The 18296-nt window shown below is 39.2% G+C and carries 17 protein-coding genes; 11 read left to right on the forward strand and 6 right to left on the reverse strand.

Going from position 1 to position 18296, the window contains the following annotated elements; translation table 11 throughout:
* Window positions 1–182: 182 nt before the first annotated feature.
* The 6 genes from purD (at window position 183) to QNI15_RS19015 (ending at window position 5260) form a co-directional block, all read left to right on the forward strand.
* Window positions 183–1472 carry a phosphoribosylamine--glycine ligase gene (gene purD, locus QNI15_RS18990; protein WP_313997615.1) on the forward strand — a complete coding sequence of 430 codons (1290 nt, stop codon included), beginning with the start codon at window positions 183–185 and terminating at the stop codon, window positions 1470–1472.
* 166 nt (window positions 1473–1638) lie between these two features.
* Window positions 1639–2736, forward strand: a complete 1098-nt coding sequence (locus tag QNI15_RS18995) for a PSP1 domain-containing protein (RefSeq protein WP_313997617.1) — start codon at window positions 1639–1641, stop codon at window positions 2734–2736.
* 137 nt (window positions 2737–2873) lie between these two features.
* Window positions 2874–3380 (forward strand): gliding motility lipoprotein GldH, encoded by a 507-nt coding sequence (locus QNI15_RS19000; protein ID WP_313997619.1) that lies wholly within the window; start codon window positions 2874–2876, stop codon window positions 3378–3380.
* A gap of 101 nt (window positions 3381–3481) precedes the next feature.
* A complete protein-coding gene (locus tag QNI15_RS19005) occupies window positions 3482–4123 on the forward strand; it encodes an LON peptidase substrate-binding domain-containing protein (RefSeq protein ID WP_313997621.1) in 642 nt (213 codons plus the stop codon).
* Window positions 4124–4230: 107 nt separating this feature from the next.
* Entirely contained in the window at window positions 4231–4719 is a 489-nt protein-coding gene (locus tag QNI15_RS19010) for a phosphoheptose isomerase (RefSeq protein ID WP_313997624.1), read from the forward strand.
* Between the two features lie 64 nt (window positions 4720–4783).
* On the forward strand, window positions 4784–5260 hold the full coding sequence (locus QNI15_RS19015; protein ID WP_314033029.1) for a CAP domain-containing protein: 477 nt from the start codon (window positions 4784–4786) through the stop codon (window positions 5258–5260).
* 5 nt (window positions 5261–5265) lie between these two features.
* Here QNI15_RS19015 and QNI15_RS19020 read toward each other — a convergent pair whose 3' ends face one another.
* A complete protein-coding gene (locus QNI15_RS19020; RefSeq protein WP_314033030.1) occupies window positions 5266–6438 on the reverse strand; it encodes a hypothetical protein in 1173 nt (390 codons plus the stop codon).
* 190 nt (window positions 6439–6628) lie between these two features.
* Between QNI15_RS19020 and QNI15_RS19025 the strand changes: the two genes are divergently transcribed.
* The 4 genes from QNI15_RS19025 (at window position 6629) to QNI15_RS19040 (ending at window position 11958) form a co-directional block, all read left to right on the forward strand.
* On the forward strand, window positions 6629–7378 hold the full coding sequence (locus QNI15_RS19025; RefSeq protein WP_314033031.1) for a GH12 family glycosyl hydrolase domain-containing protein: 750 nt from the start codon (window positions 6629–6631) through the stop codon (window positions 7376–7378).
* Between the two features lie 236 nt (window positions 7379–7614).
* Window positions 7615–10629 (forward strand): amidohydrolase family protein, encoded by a 3015-nt coding sequence (locus QNI15_RS19030; protein ID WP_314033033.1) that lies wholly within the window; start codon window positions 7615–7617, stop codon window positions 10627–10629.
* A 97-nt stretch (window positions 10630–10726) separates the two neighbouring features.
* Window positions 10727–11323 (forward strand): Crp/Fnr family transcriptional regulator, encoded by a 597-nt coding sequence (locus QNI15_RS19035; protein WP_313997635.1) that lies wholly within the window; start codon window positions 10727–10729, stop codon window positions 11321–11323.
* A gap of 65 nt (window positions 11324–11388) precedes the next feature.
* On the forward strand, window positions 11389–11958 hold the full coding sequence (locus QNI15_RS19040; protein WP_314033035.1) for an NAD(P)H-dependent oxidoreductase: 570 nt from the start codon (window positions 11389–11391) through the stop codon (window positions 11956–11958).
* Window positions 11959–12028: 70 nt separating this feature from the next.
* Here the strand turns inward: QNI15_RS19040 and QNI15_RS19045 are convergent, their stop codons facing one another.
* The 5 genes from QNI15_RS19045 to QNI15_RS19065 form a co-directional block, all read right to left on the reverse strand.
* Complete coding sequence (locus tag QNI15_RS19045; RefSeq protein ID WP_313997640.1) at window positions 12029–12616, reverse strand: YdeI/OmpD-associated family protein; 588 nt, start codon at window positions 12614–12616, stop codon at window positions 12029–12031.
* Window positions 12617–12679: 63 nt separating this feature from the next.
* Window positions 12680–13102, reverse strand: coding sequence for an SRPBCC domain-containing protein (locus tag QNI15_RS19050; RefSeq protein ID WP_313997642.1), 423 nt, complete (start codon window positions 13100–13102; stop codon window positions 12680–12682).
* A 182-nt stretch (window positions 13103–13284) separates the two neighbouring features.
* A complete protein-coding gene (locus QNI15_RS19055) occupies window positions 13285–14265 on the reverse strand; it encodes a helix-turn-helix transcriptional regulator (protein ID WP_314033037.1) in 981 nt (326 codons plus the stop codon).
* A 136-nt stretch (window positions 14266–14401) separates the two neighbouring features.
* Entirely contained in the window at window positions 14402–15055 is a 654-nt protein-coding gene (locus tag QNI15_RS19060) for an NAD(P)-dependent oxidoreductase (protein ID WP_314033039.1), read from the reverse strand.
* 100 nt (window positions 15056–15155) lie between these two features.
* Complete coding sequence (locus QNI15_RS19065) at window positions 15156–16622, reverse strand: rhomboid family intramembrane serine protease (protein ID WP_314033041.1); 1467 nt, start codon at window positions 16620–16622, stop codon at window positions 15156–15158.
* A 310-nt stretch (window positions 16623–16932) separates the two neighbouring features.
* Between QNI15_RS19065 and QNI15_RS19070 the strand changes: the two genes are divergently transcribed.
* Window positions 16933–18051: a WG repeat-containing protein gene (locus tag QNI15_RS19070; RefSeq protein ID WP_314033042.1), complete on the forward strand. Its 1119-nt coding sequence runs from the start codon at window positions 16933–16935 to the stop codon at window positions 18049–18051.
* Window positions 18052–18296 lie beyond the last annotated feature (245 nt).

An 18296-nucleotide genomic window follows, 5' to 3' on the forward strand; every position in this document is an offset into this window, starting at 1 on the left:
AATCTTATGCCCTGCCAATTCTTTGCTAAGGCCTTTTTTTATACAGGTGAAATCTTAATTTTGCGCAGCTAACGCCTTTTATGGCTTTTAGATAATCTGATTCTACCTGTTTGTTTAAGCTAACTGCATTGAGTAGAATCTGCCAACTCTGTTTTTATACATAACGTCTCTTATTCCTTTTTATGAAAATACTTATTCTTGGTTCTGGTGGTAGAGAGCATGCTTTAGCGTGGAAGATCAAGCAAAGTCCTTTGTGTTCACAGTTATTTGTCGCACCTGGAAATGCAGGAACTCATGAGATAGCAACTAATGTTGCTATTGGGGTGAATGACTTTACTGCCATTACGGATTTTGTGTTGAAGGAAGCCATTGAGCTTGTGGTAGTTGGTCCGGAAGAACCATTGGTACGCGGTATTCGAAATATATTTGAGGAAAGAGAAGATCTCAAACACGTGTTGATTGTAGGACCTGGTAAGGAAGGGGCTCAACTGGAAGGGAGCAAGGATTTTTCAAAGCAATTTATGCAGCGACACAATATTCCTACAGCCCGTTACCAGACATTTACTCCTGAACAATTAGAAGAAGGACTCGAATATATTGATAAGCAGGAATTGCCTATTGTACTCAAAGCGGATGGATTAGCAGCAGGAAAAGGTGTAATTATTGCGCAAAGCTATAAAGAAGCACATGAGACACTTACAGATATGTTGGCTCATCAGAAGTTTGGAGATGCCAGTAGCCGTGTAGTAATTGAACAATACCTGACTGGAATAGAGCTTTCTGTCTTTGTACTTACAGATGGTAAAGATTACAAAATATTGCCTGAAGCCAAAGATTACAAACGGATAGGAGAAGGAGACACAGGACTAAATACGGGTGGAATGGGTGCTGTTTCTCCTGTACCATTTGTGGATAGGGAATTCATGCAGAAAATAGATGAACGAATTATATGGCCAACAATAGAAGGTTTGTATAAAGAAAATATTTCCTATGTTGGCTTTATATTCTTTGGATTAATAAATGTAGATGGAGAACCTTATGTAATTGAGTATAATGCACGTATGGGTGATCCTGAAACAGAAGTAGTAATCCCTCGTATTCAGTCAGACTTAGTTGAGTTATTGGTCGCTACTGCTAATGGTACGCTGTCTGAAAAACGAATTCAGTTTGTGCCTCGTATTGCTACTACAGTAATGCTTGTTTCCGGAGGCTATCCGGGAGACTATGAAAAAGGAAAGGTTATCTCAGATACAGGAAAAGTGGAGAATGTACTGGTATTTCATGCAGGCACAAAACTAACTTCTGACAATCGGGTGGTAACAGATGGAGGACGTGTAATGGCGTTAACAGCATATGGAGCAGATATCCGTCAGGCATTGGCTAAGTCTAATCAGGCTGCAGAACGGATACAATGGGAGGGGAAATATTATCGCAAAGATATAGGATTGGATTTATTGAAGATAAGTAAGTAAATTTGATTTTGAAGGGTAAATTCAGAATCAGGAAACAACAGAAAGGATGAAGAGTATTGTTCTTCTAAATACATTAATCTTTTCGGTAGTTGGATGGGTCCTGGTTTTGAGTAAAGCTTTCAGAATTTTTTCCACGTAGGCGAAAGCCGATTTTATATAAAATAATATGGCATGTACAGGGTGTAGCACAGCTTCTAATGGAACTGGAGCAACCGGCTGCGAGACAGGTGGTTGCAATAAGATGAATGTTTTTGACTGGCTGGGGAATATGGATATTCCTTTGGAACAGCGTTTTAATATTATAGAAATACGCTTTAAAGGAGGACGGAAAGAGTTTTTTCGTAACTCAAATTATCTGGAATTATTTACGGGAGACCAGGTAATTGTAGAGGTACCAGGAGGACATCACCTGGGGATAGTTTCATTGCAGGGGGATTTGGTTCGTCTGCAAATGAAAAAGAAAGGTGTGCAGGATAATGAAGAAATCAGACAGATTTATCGGATCGCGACAGAAAAAGACATTGAAAAGCATGAACAGACAAAAGCTCGGGAATTGCCTACAATGTTTCGTACTCGTGAGATTATTCGTGACTTGAATCTACAAATGAAACTCTCAGATGTAGAATATCAGTCCGATAATACCAAGGCTACATTTTTCTACTCAGCAGATGATCGGGTTGATTTCAGAGAACTGATTAAGATTCTGGCTGCAGAATTTAAAGTACGGGTAGAGATGCGCCAGATTAGTTTGCGTCAGGAAGCTGGCAGACTGGGAGGCATAGGTTCCTGTGGTCGGGAATTATGTTGTTCCACCTGGTTGAATGATTTCAAAGCTGTATCTACAGTTGCTGCCCGATACCAAAATCTTTCGCTTAATCCAACAAAACTTTCCGGGCAATGCGGAAGGTTAAAGTGTTGCCTTAACTATGAGCTGGAGACTTATATGGAAGCTTTGCAGGGAATTCCTACAATAGAAGAGCCTCTGAAAACTAAAAAGGGCCATGCTTATTTACAGAAGACCGACATTTTTAAGAAGATTCTTTGGTTTGGATATCATGAAGAAACGACCTGGCATCCATTGGGTGTAGAACGTGTTAATGAGATTCTAATTATGAACCGAAATGGTATTACACCTGAATCATTATTCGAAAATGAACTGGCGATAATAGAAGCAGCTCCTATCAATAGTGATCTGGCCAAACTTGATAAGCGGTTGAATGATAAAGAGAAAGATAAAAAGAAATTTAAGAAGAAGCGCCGTTAAGCTTTTCTATTTTGAAAACTGATCTTTCTGAGAAAAATTTAGCGAAAATAAATCCAGCAGATCAATATAGCACAGGTTGTGTAGTATTGATTTGCTGGATTCTTATCTGTTACACGACTCTAGCTCCAAGTATACACATGATATTATCTCATTCTCTGATTACTATAAGAAAAAGGCTGATACAGATTTTTGGAATTTTTTTACTCGGACTTTGCTGGGCCTGTGATACAGAACGGGTGTATGAGCAATACCATGATATTCCTGAAAATCAATGGTTTATTGATAGCGTACAAACCTTTACTTTTACTATTGAAGATCCTTCTATTCCCTATAATATCTATTATAATATTCGAAATTCTGTCTCATATCCTTATTATAACCTGTTTGTAACCTACTATCTGACAGATGCCAGCGGAAAACAACTGTCATCTCAACTACAGGAGTTACTATTGATGGATACACAGACAGGGAAGCCTCTTGGAGAAGGTCTGGGGGATATATTTGATAATCGGGTTATCTCGCTTACTAAATTTAAGTTTCCACAAAAGGGTGCATATACATTTAAAATCAAACAGTATATGCGGAAAGATCCACTTCCAGAGGTTATGAGTGTTGGAATTCGCGTAGAAAAAGCCAACCAGTAAACGACTAAAGTCAGACATGGTTAGACTCTTTGGAAACAGGCTAAGATCGGCTTTAATGAGTAGATAATCTTTTTGATGCCCTGTTGCCTCCGAACTAGAATATGATGAAAACAAAATTCCTTCCATTATTTCCACTTACTCTCGTAGCTTATCCCCGAGAAAGGATAAACCTGCATATTTTTGAAGCTCGCTATCAGCAACTGATCAATGAGTGTCTACAGAATGGTACTACATTTGGTATACCAGCTTTTATAAATAATCAGATTCAACAATATGGCACTGAAATGCGTGTGACCAATCTGCGCCAGCGTTATGATGATGGGAAGATGGATATTGAAACAGAAGGACTGGAGGTATTTAAAATTCAGCGTTTTGAGAATCCTACAAGCGGTAAACTATATGCTGCTGGTGATGTGGAAATCTTAACAATTTGGGGAGATCCTCAATCTGAACTGGTAGCAGAACTAATGTCTAAGGTCAAAATATTGTATAAGTTGCTGCAGGCTGAATTAAAGTTACGAATTACCGATTATGACTATTTTTCATATCATATTGCACACAAGGTAGGACTCTCTGTGGAAAGCGAATATGAGTTATTAAAAATAACTTCAGAAAAAGACCGGCAACGCTATTTGTTGAAGCATTTGGAAAAAACTATTCCCGTAATGGAAAATATGGAAGCTATGAAAGAACGGATTCGAATGAATGGTCATTTTAAACACTTTGATCCTCTGAACTTTTGAGAATGCTTAAAAAAATGGGCTGTGTAAAATAGAAAGCGTTGCTATTTTTATACTTTTGCGACGTTGAACTTTGTATACCGTTATTTATCATATAATTATCCTAAACCATGACAACTGAAATCTTTTCAAAAATAGCCCAGCAACTCTCAGAAAAGGGCTTCACTGTTGCCTCTTCTGATTTTACCCGTCCCTGGGGTGGCTTTTTTGTAATAGATGAATCCCAGACTCAAAAATTTATTGAAACCTATTTTCCATCTCTGCCTGCAAATAGCCTTCTGCAGGGAGCACGGTTAAGTCCTAAGATTCTGGTAGTAGGACCTCAGAAACGTTTATCCTGGCAATACCATTTCCGTCGTGCGGAAGTATGGCGTGTAGTAGATGGCCCTATAGCCGTTGCTCAAAGTGATACCGATGAGCAAACCGAACCTAAAACATACCAGAATGGTGAACTGATAACTCTTAAACAAGGAGAACGCCACCGGTTGATTGGATTGGATACATGGGGTGTTGTTGCAGAAATCTGGCAACATACAAATGCCGATCATCCATCTGATGAGGCTGATATTGTGAGAGTGCAGGATGATTTTAGTCGCTAAGAATTTAACTCCCCGGAAATCTGTTTTCGGGGAGTTTTTGTATAGACATGTTCGTGGCAAATAAATGCGTATCTATAAATATCTGATTTCATGTTTTATTCTAACTTCGTTTTTTATGGTGGGATGCCAGAAAGAAGAGAAGGATGTAGAGGATATGCGTAGTATGCTGACTCTGGTAAACACAATACGTACTGCCGGATGTCAATGCGGGTCTGACTGGATACCTCCTGCACAAGAGTTAACATGGAACGATACACTGGCTAGTGCTGCTGATAACCATGCCTTAGATATGGATAAGAGAGACTATTTTGACCATATCTCTCCTGAAGGTACTTCTCCTATTCAACGGGCTCAGCAGGTTGGTTATTCCGGATTATATATTGGTGAAAATATCGCCCGGGGATATTCTTCTATGCAGAGGGTAATAGATGACTGGAAAGCAAGCGAAAGTCATTGTAAAACTATGATGGATACATTGTATACTGAAATGGGTGCGGGTAGATCCGAGACTTATTGGGTGCAGGAATTTGGCAGTCGCTAGGCTTTCTACTTTTTCTTTTCAAATACCCAGTCACCTTCTTTTCGGATACATACCAGACCTGTAATAGCAGGCATATTTAATTTCTGTAATGCTAGTTTCAATTCCTTCGCTCGTTTTCCAGAGTCATTAGTATCCAATGCCAGTAATTTATTGATCATTGTTTGTTCATCCGCTTGGGGTTGGGATAATACTTTCTGTATATCTTCAAATCGTGCCCTTCCATGATGAATCAGATCTACTAAGACTATACATACTTTGAAGGATTGCCCATTTATATCTAATGCTGAGAAACCTGCTTCCTGACTCTTACTCCAATAGCTGTTTAAGATTTGTTTAGCCCACTTTATAGCTAATCGCACCTGTATTGTTCTGAAGGATGTGTCAGAATCTACCAGATAAAGGAATTTGGCTGCATTGATAAGTTCCTTATCATCAATTCGGCTAGAGTCTGGATTGAGAAGCTGGCGAAGTGGATGAGGGCGAGCTTCATTTGGGCGGGGCATAAAATCTGATGTTCGGTACATTCTCCTGGAAACCGTATCCCTGAACTGTCTGTACTTGTCTGTGATAGTCAGATTGGGAAAAAGGGCATGTCCTTTAGGCGAAATAAGTACTTGCCTGAAATATTCTGCAAATGTACTGTCTTTACCACGCCCATTGGCTGCAAACTGTAAAAAGCCAAAAGAGAAGCCTACAGGGTCATATGTATTCAAACCTCTGAATAAGCCACCTTCACAGTCGCTGATTGGTTTAAGAAAAAATTGCCAGAGTTGTATATCTGTTATTGTTGGGATAGTATAAGGTTTTTGAGTCTGAAAGAAGTTGTCTTTCTTTTCCAGAGTATCGATCTCCTTTTTAAATAATGAAGTTTGAATCAGTAATGGCAGGTTACAGATACCATGAAGTGTTTTAGCGCCATATGTGTATCTCATATGGACTCCCAGTAAACGTTGTTGGGAAGTTTCCGGCGAAGAATAGGTACATAACGTATCTGACTGTACTATTTTCTGCTTAGTCTTCTTTTGAAAGACAGTGTCTGTTTTCTGGTATAGATAAATGGTTAATTGGCTAGTACTATCATATAGTGTTCGGAATGGCTTAATTTGACTCATTCCCTGAAAAGAGAATAAAATAGTCAAAGAAAAAGAGAACACTATTTTGCCAATAGACATATACATAGGATAATTAGTCAGAACAAACTGTATCAGGGTTTTCCCTGAATTTTCTTTTTGGGGTATTCTACTGATGTAAATAGTACAAAAAAACAAAAAATTTGTGCAATAAGATACTAGGTATCACTAGTAGTTTCTCACCATACAAAACAACTTCAGTAATAATAATCCTCTTTCACTACTATCAATCTATTTTATGAAAAGAATTTTATTAGTATTTGTTTTGGCTGGTCTACTAAGTGCATGTCAGAAAGAAGCGAGTGTTTCTGTAAAGTCCGAAGTAAAAGCCAACTGGTCATCTTCCGCTCAATGGGCTACCTGGACCAATGGTGGGTATACTTTATATAATAACATCTGGGGAAGTGGAGCAGGGGCACAAACAATCTGGGCTAATTCATACAGCAATTGGGGTGTATGGGCAAACCATCCCAACACAGGAGGTATTAAATCGTATCCTAATGCTACCAAATATGTTGGCAAAAAATTGAGTGCGTTGTCTACCTGTTCTAGTACATTCAGTGCTACTACACCAAGTGGTGGTGCTTGGGAGTCTGCCTATGATATTTGGGATAGTGCTAATGCGTATGAGATTATGTTATGGATGAACTATACAGGAACATCCAGCGGTAGTGGTAATGTAAAACCTATCTCCTATAATTGGAGTGCAGCAGGCGATGCCGTTCCTGTATTTACTAATGTGAATGTAGGAGGACGTACCTGGAATGTATTCCGGGGAAATAATGGCTCGAATGAAGTTTTCTCTTTTTTGGCTACTACTAAAACAAATAATGCAACGGTAGACATTAAAGCTATACTGAACTGGATTAAGAGTAAAGGATGGATAGGTGATATTACTGTTGGCAATGTGCAGTTTGGGTATGAGATCACCTCATCCAATGGAGGACTTAATTATACTACAAACAGTTTTTCTGTGACTGCAAACTAACAAATATATATTTTGGATTGGCGCTAAAAGTCGGATTCAGTTACTGAGTCCGGCTTTTTTTATATAATGGTAGAAAAATCGAATTGTGATTTTATAGCTTTTTGTTTGATTATATGTATGGGATATATGTTTTTTGTAAAATATAATACTGATTTTTTGTTGTTATGCCGTAAAATATTTTGATGTTAGTGTAGAAGGTTTAATTTTACTATTCAACACTTCCTACCATACATCCTATGACGTTTTCATTTAAACTACCACTATGGGTTTGTGTAATCCTTGGATCACTTCTACTGTGTTACACACCAGACCCATCTTTTGCAAATAATCCCACCTCATTTGCTGATTCGCTAAAAGTTACCCTTACTGAGGGAACTAATATGGCGATAAGTATATCTCCAGATCGAAAATGGCTGGCATTGGATGTTCAGGGAACCATCTGGGTACTATCTGTAACAGGAGGCGAAGCACATCCGGTTACAGATGCTTTTGGTGATAATCGCCAGCCAGCCTGGTCTCCGGATGGGAGTCAGATTGCTTTTCAGTCGTTTCGGGATGGAACTTACCACATCTGGACAGTAAAGAAAGATGGAAGTGGATTGAAGCAACAAACATTTGGTGTGTATGATGATCGTGAACCTCATTGGGCGCCAGACGGAAAGAGTCTGGTCTTTTCTTCTGACAGAGCTGACAATTATGATATCTGGCAACTGGATATGAAATCAGGTAAGATAATACAACTTACAACAGATATCGCAAATGATTACTGTCCAGCCTATAATGCTGAAGGTACACGTATAGTATTTATCTCTGAACGTAGTACAGGTCCTGGTGTTTATGTGAGAGAGGATAATGGAAAAGAGAATTTGGTTTCTAAGGTAGATGGAAAGTTATCTGCACCTGCCTGGAATAGTACAGGTACACATATATCCTATAATGCCTTTTCTGCGCAAGGCAGCTTTCTGGAACAGATTCGTGTATCTGATGGTAATAAACTTATCTTGAGTGATCCACAGGAGGATGTTTTTCCTTTTCGAGCTGAGTGGTTATCTGCCGATGAGTTTTTGTATAGTGCAGATGGACAAATCAAACGAAGGAAAGTAGGGAAAAAAGGCTTTAAGAGTATTCCTTTTAAAGCAATTGTAACCATACCAAAACGAAGCTATGCTCGTAAAAGATATATTCTTGATAACCATGGTTCTATGGCCGTTAAAGGTATCAAAGGCCCTGTGGTATCACCTGATGGGCGACGGATTGCCTTTGCTGCATTAAGTGATATCTGGATATTGGAAAACGGAAAGGCTGAACCTATGGCAATTACCCATGATCCTTACCTGGATGTTGATCCTGCATGGTCGCCGGATGGTTCACACCTGGTATATATCTCTGATCGTAATGGTGGGATGGATCTTTGGATACGTAATATGAAGACTGGAAAAGATAGTTGCCTGGTAGATCTGCCGGATGATCTCAACTTTCCTGCCTGGTCGCCAGATGGTACTAAAATTGCCTTTTATCAAGGCGATCCACGCAATGCATGGGGGAGAGGGACATTGAGTCTGATCAATTTATCTTCTGGAAAGATTGAGAAAGTACATGAATCATTGTTCGTTCCCAGTCAGCCAAGCTGGTCTGCTGATAATAAGACGATTGCTATTTCATCACTACAAGTGTATTCATCCCGGTATCGTGAAGGAGTTAGTGAGATTTTGCTGGTATCTCTGGATGGAAAGCGTGATCGGTATGTTTCACCTGTCCCTGACAATACATTGGCAATGCGGGGAAAGAATGGTCCTGTATGGTCTCCTGATGGGAGTAAAATGGCTTATACACTGGATGGGCTGTTATGGATGGTACCTGTAGATCTATCCGGAAATTTGATCGGACCTCCTATGCGTCTGACTAATGAATTGGCAGAAGTACCTAGCTGGACAGGTGACTCTCAGCGTATTGTTTTTTTGGCTACTGACACACTGAAACAAGTATCTGTTACAGATGGTAAAATAGAAGTTATTCCTATGCATCTTACCTGGCAGTATAAACAGCCCTCAGAACGTATCGTAGTACATGCCGGTCAGTTATTTAATGGGCTTTCTGCTACTTATCAGAAAGATGTAGACATTGTGATTGACGGCAATCGAATTAAAGAAATAGTTCCTCATCAGACAGGACGTACAGGGAAGGTAATTGATGCATCTGACAAAACGGTAATTCCTGGGTTATTTGAGATGCATACTCATCAATATGCCATGACGGGAGAGAAACAAGGCAGACTTTGGTTATCCTATGGTATTACCTCTATACGAGAGCCTGGAGCAGATCCTTATGACGCATTGGAACGAAAAGAATCGTGGGCAAGTGGCGTACGAAAAGGTCCCCGACAATTTTTTACAGGAGGGCTTACTGATGGCAGCCGTATCTACTATGGTTTAGCTACCAGCATTCATTCGGAAGCTCATCTGGAACTGGAATTAAAGAGATCTATTCGTTTAGAATATGATCTGATTAAAACCTATGTACGTATGCCTGATTTGATGCAGCAACGGATCACAACCTTTGCACATGCACATGGGATTCCGGTTTCGTCCCATGAAATTTATCCGGCAATGGGTTATGCTGTTGATGCAGTGGAGCATATCGGCGGAACTAGCCGCAGAGGATACTCCCCTAAGATCTCAGCTGTAAATCGTACCTATCAGGATGTAATTGAACTATTAGCAAAGTCAGAAATGAATATCACTCCTACAGCTGCTTTGCAAGGTGGTTTTCATGCTATGGCGGCCAAATATCCTGCATTATATGAGAATCGTCAGTATACAACCTTTTATTCTCCTGAATTCACTGCCAGTATGAAAGCTAGTACAGGACAGATTGCTAAATTGTATCCCGGTTTCCTGACAAATTTTGCCAGCCTCCAGAGTACTGTAAAGCGCCTGATTGCTGCTGGTGCCCATGTGACAACCGGAACAGATAGCCCTTTTGTCCCCTATGGTACCAGCTTACATACCGAACTACAATGCTGGGTAGATGGGGGTGTTACCCCATTTGAAGCACTTCGATCAGCCACTTTATGGGCAGCAGAAGCTGTCGGCGTTAGTAAGGATCTCGGATCGGTAGAGCCTGGCAAGCTTGCCGATCTGGTCATTGTAACAGGTGATCCCCTCACACAAATCCGGGATGCCTGGAATGTGGAGACTGTAATTAAGAATGGTGAAGTATATTCCCTGGAAGAATTACTGAAGAGACCCTGAAGTTAGATCACAATAAGAAATGCAAAAACGTATTATGTTTATTCATAATGCCTTTTTGCGTTTCTTTATAGGATAATAGATTAAATAGTTCAGTCCAATGGATGATTTATATGAACAACTAAAAACGGAGTTAGTACGACATGAGTCGTTAACAGAAGAAGAATGGGAATTTATAAAAGCAAAATTCTCCTATAAGGCTATTGTAAAATCTGATTTTCTGTTGAAACAAGGACAGATGTGTCATTCTTTGAGTTTTGTGTGTACAGGTTTGCTCAGAACTTATAGTTTGAATGAAGGTGGTAGTGAAGTTACTACCCATTTTGGCTATCATGATTCATTTGTAGTCTCATTTCCAAGTTTTAGGAATCAACATCCCTCCTTTGAGAATATTAGAGCTTTAACAGATAGTCAATTGCTGGTGATAGAGTATAAAGATGTACAAGACTTGTTTAATCATTTGCCTAAGTGGGAATCTATCTACAGAAAAGTTATAGAAGAAGCTTATGCCTGTATGGAAGAACGAAACTATATTCTTCAGATGCTTCCTGCAGGTAAACGCTATGAGTTACTGATTCAGAATGCACATCCTGTTATTTTGCAGAAAGCACAATTGGGATATATTGCCTCTTATCTGGGTATTACACAGGAAACGCTAAGTCGTATTAGAAAGCGGCTGACTCAAATTACTTTTTGACTTTTGTCAAAAGATACCTTTTGGTCTGCCTCTACTTTTGCCTTCATATCAAGAATAATCAATATATGAAGACACTTATTATCAATGGACATCCCAATAAAAATAGCTATTGTTCACAATTAGCTGCTGCCTATTATAGTGGAGCACAAAAAAGAAATAGTGAAGCCCATCTATTGCATCTGTATGAACTACATTTTGATGTAAGCCTAAAAGACGGATATTCTGGAAATCTATTGGAACCGGATTTGCTTCGGGCGCAGGAACTAATTACATGGAGTGATCACATTGTATTTGTATACCCAACCTGGTGGTGGACAATGCCTGCTTTGCTGAAAGGTTTTATTGATAGAGTATTTGTGCCTGGCTTTGCTTTTAAGTATGAATCAGATAAGCCCCTGCCTGAGAAATTGCTAAAACACAAAACTGCTACCTTACTGGTCACTATGGATAGTCCTAAATGGTATTATCGATGGTGGATGAAAAATGCCGGACATTGGGTTATGAAACAAGGTGTACTGGCTTTCTGTGGGATAAATAAAACCAAAGTAGTCACCATCGATCAGATTAGGAAGCTTACACCGCAGCAACGTCATCGGTGGATTGAAAAAGTGGAAGCCATTGCTATGCAAAGATAGCTTTTTAGAGTTTCCTTATCTCAGATTCTGATAGTAATAAGTCTGAGATAAGGAAGATAAGACCTGGGTTTTACTGATTTCTGACAGATGGTTTACCATCCACATAAGGTTTAATATTAGCTTCACATAGCTCTACTATTTTCTGGATACGAGCCTTTCGCAATTCAGGACTTTTGAGATCCATATGGCGGACGTAAGTAAATTTGTTGGAGTTGCTTAGCTTTTGAAAGAACTCCCATGCCTTGGGATAAGCCTGTAATGCTTCCTGAAGATCTGATGGGAGAGCAGTTTCTGCTTTTAAGCTATAAGCAGCGTCCCATTGTCCTGTTTTTTTTGCATCTTCAATAAACTTTATTCCAGCTTCTGTCATTTTACCATCTGCAATCAACTTTTCACATCGGTTACGATTGACCAATGACCAGATACTACCCAAACGTCGCGGCGTAAACCGAAGAGTATAACTTTGTTCATCCAGCGTTTTACGTACACCATCAATCCAGCCAAAACAAAGTGCTTCTTCTACGGATTCGTCATACGACAGAGTAGGCTTGCCTGTACCTTTCTTGTAAAAAACCAGATAGATCTCTTTCTCTGACTGGTAATGGGTTTCCAGCCATGTTCTCCATTGAGTCCGGTCTTCTGCATAAAACGTTTTCATGAGTAACTTCTGATGTTGTATTTTATTGAAAATATCATCTGTTGAAAACGAATATACTAAACATTACGAATTTGACTCCAGTATCTTTTTCAGATTTTCCAATAGTTGCTGCCAGCCATCTCCTGTTGTTTCAGAGATTACATTATCCTGGGTTATTGCAAGCCGACTTTGATTTCCTTCTTGTGTAATTTCATAGGTGATCGTAGCGTAATTTTCTGGAGCATCTGCTGTTCCTGAAACAGAACTCCAATAAGTATGCTGAAATCTGTTCTCTGGTTCTAGTTGTAGTATAGTACCTTTATCAATATATGAATTTCCCTCCCATTCGCCATGATAAACAATGGGTCCTCCAACTTTCCATTCAGATTCAACTGTTGTACCGAAGAAGAGTTGTTTGATCATCTCAGGATCTGTAATGGCGTGCCATACCTTGGCAGTTGGTGCATTGATCAGAATTGATTTCTGAACTGTTGTGGCTTGTGTCATGGTTTGTTATTGTTTGATTATAATGCAAAAATACCTCGGAGTATGAGCTTGAGATTGCATCAAACGGATAAAAACTAATATATGCAGGAGAGTGCTTTATGGTAGGATAAGGTCTTCCTTGGATAGGGTACTAGTATTTTGATGGACTAGAGAATGTGCTATTCAATATAGTCCTGAAACAATTATTTATTCCGTAGTTTTTGTGGAGTGATACCAAATTTTTTGCGGAAGGCATTATTAAAATGTTGAGGAGAAGAATAACCTAGTTCATAGGCTATTTCACTGGCTGTTTTAGCAGTATCCAGTAGTAATTGTCTGGCTTGAAGCAATCGGTGATCTGCCAGATATCCAAAAATAGTCGTCTGATAAATTTCCTTGAATCCTCGTTTTAGCTTGTATTCATTAAGACCTACAATCCGGGCTAGTTCTGAGAGGCTGGGTGGCGTATCCATATGCTGTTCCATATATGTACGGGCATAATGAATCTGGTCTTGTTCTCTGGGACCTTTACAATAGATAGTCTGGTGGGATTTTTGTTCTGCTTTGTCATAGGATTCTGCCTGCAGAACCAGAATCTCGATGCTTTTGGAAAGCATAAATAGTTTTTTGAGTCCACCTGTATAACGACAGTGCAAAATATCCTGGATAGCTTTCTTCAGTTCTGGTGTAATTGATTGTGAATTAGGCGATAATACAACAGGATTTCCTTCCATCATTCGATCTGCAAAGCGTTTGAGTATATCGTTTCCGTCTTCTGCAATACTTAGAAATCGTTCTGGAGAAAAATGTATTTTAAAGGTTTCTCCAATCAAGTCTCCATTTTGGAATGTATTGTGAACCTGAGGCGTGTAAATTATATTATGCTGGGCACCTTTGACATTGTATACCTGACCTGCATGCCGGATCAGGTAGCTTCCTTTCATATTAAATTCCAGGCATACTTTGTTGTCATTGTTTTTCTTTTCGAAAAAGAAATAATCATCAAAGTAGTGCTTGGTGTAATGAATAGCTATATCATCCCACTGCCAGTGTTTTACATCTGCCTTCCCATAAGGTAGCGCCAAAGTCTTGATTTCCTCAGTTAAGTCAGAAGATAGCACTGACATCTGGCCATGTTCGTAAAATAGATGTTGGGGAACTTCAGGAATAGCTGTTGTTATCATGATTTGTGGTTTTTATGCCATAAACATAATCCAAGAAACAACTTTTTGAGAGAAGATGCAAACATCCCTCTATGCCAATTGGTAAGAAGTGTTTGTTATGCGAACAGTGAAGACCTTTAAGCATGTTACAGTAGCTTTAATAAGCTACTGTAAAACGTTGTTTGGGAAACTGTTTATTTTCCAGTTCATCAATCAATGCTACTGCCAGATCTTCTGCAGAAATACGACTTGTACCATTGGCATCAAATACAGGGTTGTCGGTTCCGGTGCGGTATTGTCCTGTACGTTTACCAGAAGTACCTGCATGCATTTCTATTGCCGGACTTAAGAATGTCCATTCAATATCCTTTTCTTCTTTGATGATATTCAGGTAATCTCTTGCAGCCAATGCACCTGGCTTCCACTCGGCCGGGAATTGAGGGGTATCAATCAGTTGGGTATCAGGTGCTACATATAGGCTACCTGCACCACCTATTGTAAGAAGGCGTTTAACGCCTGCCTTTTTGGTAGCTTCCTGAATAGATTTAGATCCTTTTAGAAAATCTTCGTAGATAGCAGGATTGGTCCAGCCTGGATTATAGGCGCTAAGTACGGCATCATTGTCTGCTAGTAAAGGCACTAACGCCTCTGTATTCATAATGTCACATGCTTTTACAATCAGATGTGGATGGTGTGTTGTGATTTTTTCGGGATGTCGTACAATGGCTGTTACATAGTGATCCCGTTGCAGGGCTTCTGTGAGCAGGTGAGAGCCAACAAATCCGGAGGCTCCAATGATAGCTATTCTCATAGATTCATGTGTTAAAAAATGAATATAAATATCTGTCTAAATACTTATACCAACAACTTTAGATTATGTCAATCTGGAATTTAAATATTTCGAATACTAGCTACTTTGCAGGTTTGCCATTAATATCTTCAAGAACTGTTGCAAGTTTCTTATAGTAAGTATCTAATTGACTTTCATACGCATCTGTATTTTCCAGAAGTGCTTTGTACATCAATTCATAACTTTTGATTCGGAGATCACAATACTGAATCAGTTTTTGGTTTTTAGCATGGAAACTTTCTGGAAGGTTTAGTTTGTCCACTTCTTTTACTAGTTGCAGGTTCTGCTTCCAGTATACAAGTCCAGTATCTCTCACAGAGATAAGTAATTGATCTCTGGGGGTACTTTCTGGCATCTCATATACCCTGAGGGCTACTGCCTGGCGGTCATAGAAATTTTGCATACGGGTATCATATTCACCAATAGGATTTGGGATATAGGTATAGACAACAAACGAAAATAGAATGATCAATAACGTTATTCCTCCAAGAGAGAAAGTATTTAATTGTTTCTGAGTAGGTTTGAGAAGACTAGGAGAAAGTGCATATCCAATTACAATTCCACCAACCAGACCACCGATATGGGCAGCATTGTCTATCCCGCCACGGAGCCCTCCCACAAGGTTGTAAATAACAAAAACAGATATGCTACCCAACAAGGATTGCCGGCTTTCTTTTTCTATGAGATTAGTGGTGAGCATGGCCAGAAATACGCCATACATCCCAAATATCGCCCCAGATGCCCCTGCACTTACTGTAAGGTCATGCCACCATAGGCTCGCCAGACTGGCTGTGAGACCTGTGAGTAGATAGGCTGTTAGAAAGCGAAGTTTCCCCAGAAAAGGTTCTAATAATGCTCCAATAAACATCAGAGCATACATATTCATAAGGAGATGAAAAATGCCAATATGAATGAATACACAGGTAAGCAAGCGCCACCATTGATTATCTAATGTATAAGGTTTAAAGTTAGCTCCCCATTGGATGAGGCTATCCGTATCTGGTTCAATAATTCCTACACCAGCTAATGCCATTGCTATAAAGATGACAATGTTCAGAATGATAAGTATAGGTGTAACAAAATAACCTTCTACAGGTACAAACGCCCAGAGCCATCCACGATCTGTAGGTAAAGCAGTTTCATGGTATGCTTCTGATGTCTCCATCGGTAGAGTAGAAGGCAACTCTGAAGCTTGTTGTGTTAGATCTTCTGGTTGTATTGCACTTTGTAGCTCTTCTATTGTTTGAATAAGGATTAGTATATTTTCTTTGTTTCTGTCTGCTATTGTATTTGAGTTTGTGACAGACTCACTTTGAAGATAAGCTTTATCTTCTTCAAGTGTAATTTGAACTTCATATTCTATCGTATCTTCTGACAATACATGCGCAAAAAAACTACTCTGATTTATATATGTTTTTTCCCATCCAAGTTTCTGTGCAGCTTTTTGTGCAAGTACCAGAAAATGTGTTCCAGGTAAAGAATTGAGTGTATATGTTTGGGTATATTTTGGGGAAGAATGACGTGTCATATTATAAAGGCTTTTTGCAAGCTAAACTATCATAAGGACTTGGTCAAGTATGAAATTGTATTTTGTCTGATATTCAGTGGAATGGCTCATTTGAGATACTATTAGGTGTTTTTGATACAAAGGATAGACACAGAGTTACCTAAATAATTGATCTTGTATAAAAAGAAAAAATATCTATATTATACTAACTAGTGATTGCGTTTAGATCTATCTTGCAGTTAATTTGAAGTAATAGTCTGTAAATCCCACTCCAATGTACATGTTACCACTCCATGTGGTTTTAACCGTCGTAAAAAATTTAATCTTCACTATGAAAAAGTTGTTTTTGGTTACGCTTCTTTTTATAGCGTTTAGCCAGTCATTTGCTCAGAAATTATTTGTTGCCAAAGAAAATGGATTGTATGGGTATGTTGATGCCAATGGAAAGTGGGTAATCGAACCTTCCTTTGATGATGCAGATCCATTTTCTCATGGATTTGCTGCTGTGAAAAGCAAAGGTCTTTGGAGCTTCATTGATAAAAAAGGGAAATTGATTACTCCTTATCGTTTTTCGTCTGCTCGCAACTTTGATGGTAGTGTAGCTGTAGTTGAATTTAGTAATACTCCAGGCAAGCATGGATTAATTGATACAACGGGAAGTCCTGTTGGAAAGGCTATATTTGGCGCTATTCGCAAATTCTCAGCTGAGGGATTGGCTATGGCAAAGTCTGAAAGTGGAGATTGGGGATTTATAGATAAAACAGGTAATTGGGTGATACAGCCTGCATATGGTGGGTTACGTGATTTTACGAGTGGTTTGGCTATGGCCAGGTCAAATAGTATGTGGGGTTATCTGGATACAAAAGGACAATGGGCCATTGAACCAAAATATGATCACATCATTCCTTTCAGAGATGGTGTTGCTTTTGTTCTGGAAAAAGAAGGTTGGATAGTGATTGACAAGAAAGGGCAGCGTCTAGGCAATCTGTCATTTTCAGTTGTAAAAGCCTTTTCAGATGGAGTCGCTGTGGTAAGAAATTCAAAATGGGGTGTGGTAGACAAGCAGGGAAATTGGGTAGTACAGCCAACTTTTGGCTTTCTTAGTCCTTTTACAGGAGGCTTGGGAAGAGCACGTGAAAATAACAAATGGGGTATGATCGATAAGTCTGGTAAGTGGGTGGTTAAGCCACAGTATGACAATATATTGGGAGCTTCAGAGGGAATTGCACGAGTACAAAAGTCTGGACTTTGGGGATATATGGACATGGAAGGAAACGAGATTGTTGAACCTAGGTTCCAATCTGCTGAAAAGTTTGTAAATGGTAGTGCTATTGTCAAGGTCAATAACAAATGGGGGATTATCGATAAAAGTGGTAAGTTTACCGTAGACCCCAAGTTTGACAAATTGAGATCGTTATTGAGTACAGATGAGGAGGAAGATGGAGAATAAAAGATTATTAGTATAAAGAAAAGGGAGTAAGATTGGTTACTCCCTTTTTTCTGCTTTCCCACAAACTTTTAGGTAAGCACATTCTTGCCTTCCGATTTTTTTGCATACATTTTAACTTTGAAGTTGTTTAGTATTTATTAAGAGGTTGGATTTTACGTAAAAAACGAATAGAGAAAGCCATATAGAGAAATGCAGTCCAGTTAGGCGCCTTCTTCTCAAACCGAATTAATAAGACTTTGAAACTG

It is taken from the genome of Xanthocytophaga flava, from assembly GCF_030068545.1.
In the GTDB taxonomy this organism is placed as follows: Bacteria; Bacteroidota; Bacteroidia; order Cytophagales; family 172606-1; genus Xanthocytophaga; species Xanthocytophaga flava.

Excerpts from the sequence above, each read along its gene's own strand:
- purD (WP_313997615.1), top strand. The coding sequence starts at position 183 with ATGAAAATACTTATTCTTGGTTCTGGTGGTAGAGAGCATGCTTTAGCG.
- QNI15_RS18995 (WP_313997617.1), top strand. The coding sequence starts at position 1,639 with ATGGCATGTACAGGGTGTAGCACAGCTTCTAATGGAACTGGAGCAACC.
- QNI15_RS19000 (WP_313997619.1), top strand. The coding sequence starts at position 2,874 with ATGATATTATCTCATTCTCTGATTACTATAAGAAAAAGGCTGATACAG.
- QNI15_RS19005 (WP_313997621.1), top strand. The coding sequence starts at position 3,482 with ATGATGAAAACAAAATTCCTTCCATTATTTCCACTTACTCTCGTAGCT.
- QNI15_RS19010 (WP_313997624.1), top strand. The coding sequence starts at position 4,231 with ATGACAACTGAAATCTTTTCAAAAATAGCCCAGCAACTCTCAGAAAAG.
- QNI15_RS19015 (WP_314033029.1), top strand. The coding sequence starts at position 4,784 with ATGCGTATCTATAAATATCTGATTTCATGTTTTATTCTAACTTCGTTT.
- QNI15_RS19020 (WP_314033030.1), bottom strand. The coding sequence starts at position 6,438 with ATGTATATGTCTATTGGCAAAATAGTGTTCTCTTTTTCTTTGACTATT.
- QNI15_RS19025 (WP_314033031.1), top strand. The coding sequence starts at position 6,629 with ATGAAAAGAATTTTATTAGTATTTGTTTTGGCTGGTCTACTAAGTGCA.
- QNI15_RS19030 (WP_314033033.1), top strand. The coding sequence starts at position 7,615 with ATGACGTTTTCATTTAAACTACCACTATGGGTTTGTGTAATCCTTGGA.
- QNI15_RS19035 (WP_313997635.1), top strand. The coding sequence starts at position 10,727 with ATGGATGATTTATATGAACAACTAAAAACGGAGTTAGTACGACATGAG.
- QNI15_RS19040 (WP_314033035.1), top strand. The coding sequence starts at position 11,389 with ATGAAGACACTTATTATCAATGGACATCCCAATAAAAATAGCTATTGT.
- QNI15_RS19045 (WP_313997640.1), bottom strand. The coding sequence starts at position 12,616 with ATGAAAACGTTTTATGCAGAAGACCGGACTCAATGGAGAACATGGCTG.
- QNI15_RS19050 (WP_313997642.1), bottom strand. The coding sequence starts at position 13,102 with ATGACACAAGCCACAACAGTTCAGAAATCAATTCTGATCAATGCACCA.
- QNI15_RS19055 (WP_314033037.1), bottom strand. The coding sequence starts at position 14,265 with ATGATAACAACAGCTATTCCTGAAGTTCCCCAACATCTATTTTACGAA.
- QNI15_RS19060 (WP_314033039.1), bottom strand. The coding sequence starts at position 15,055 with ATGAGAATAGCTATCATTGGAGCCTCCGGATTTGTTGGCTCTCACCTG.
- QNI15_RS19065 (WP_314033041.1), bottom strand. The coding sequence starts at position 16,622 with ATGACACGTCATTCTTCCCCAAAATATACCCAAACATATACACTCAAT.
- QNI15_RS19070 (WP_314033042.1), top strand. The coding sequence starts at position 16,933 with ATGAAAAAGTTGTTTTTGGTTACGCTTCTTTTTATAGCGTTTAGCCAG.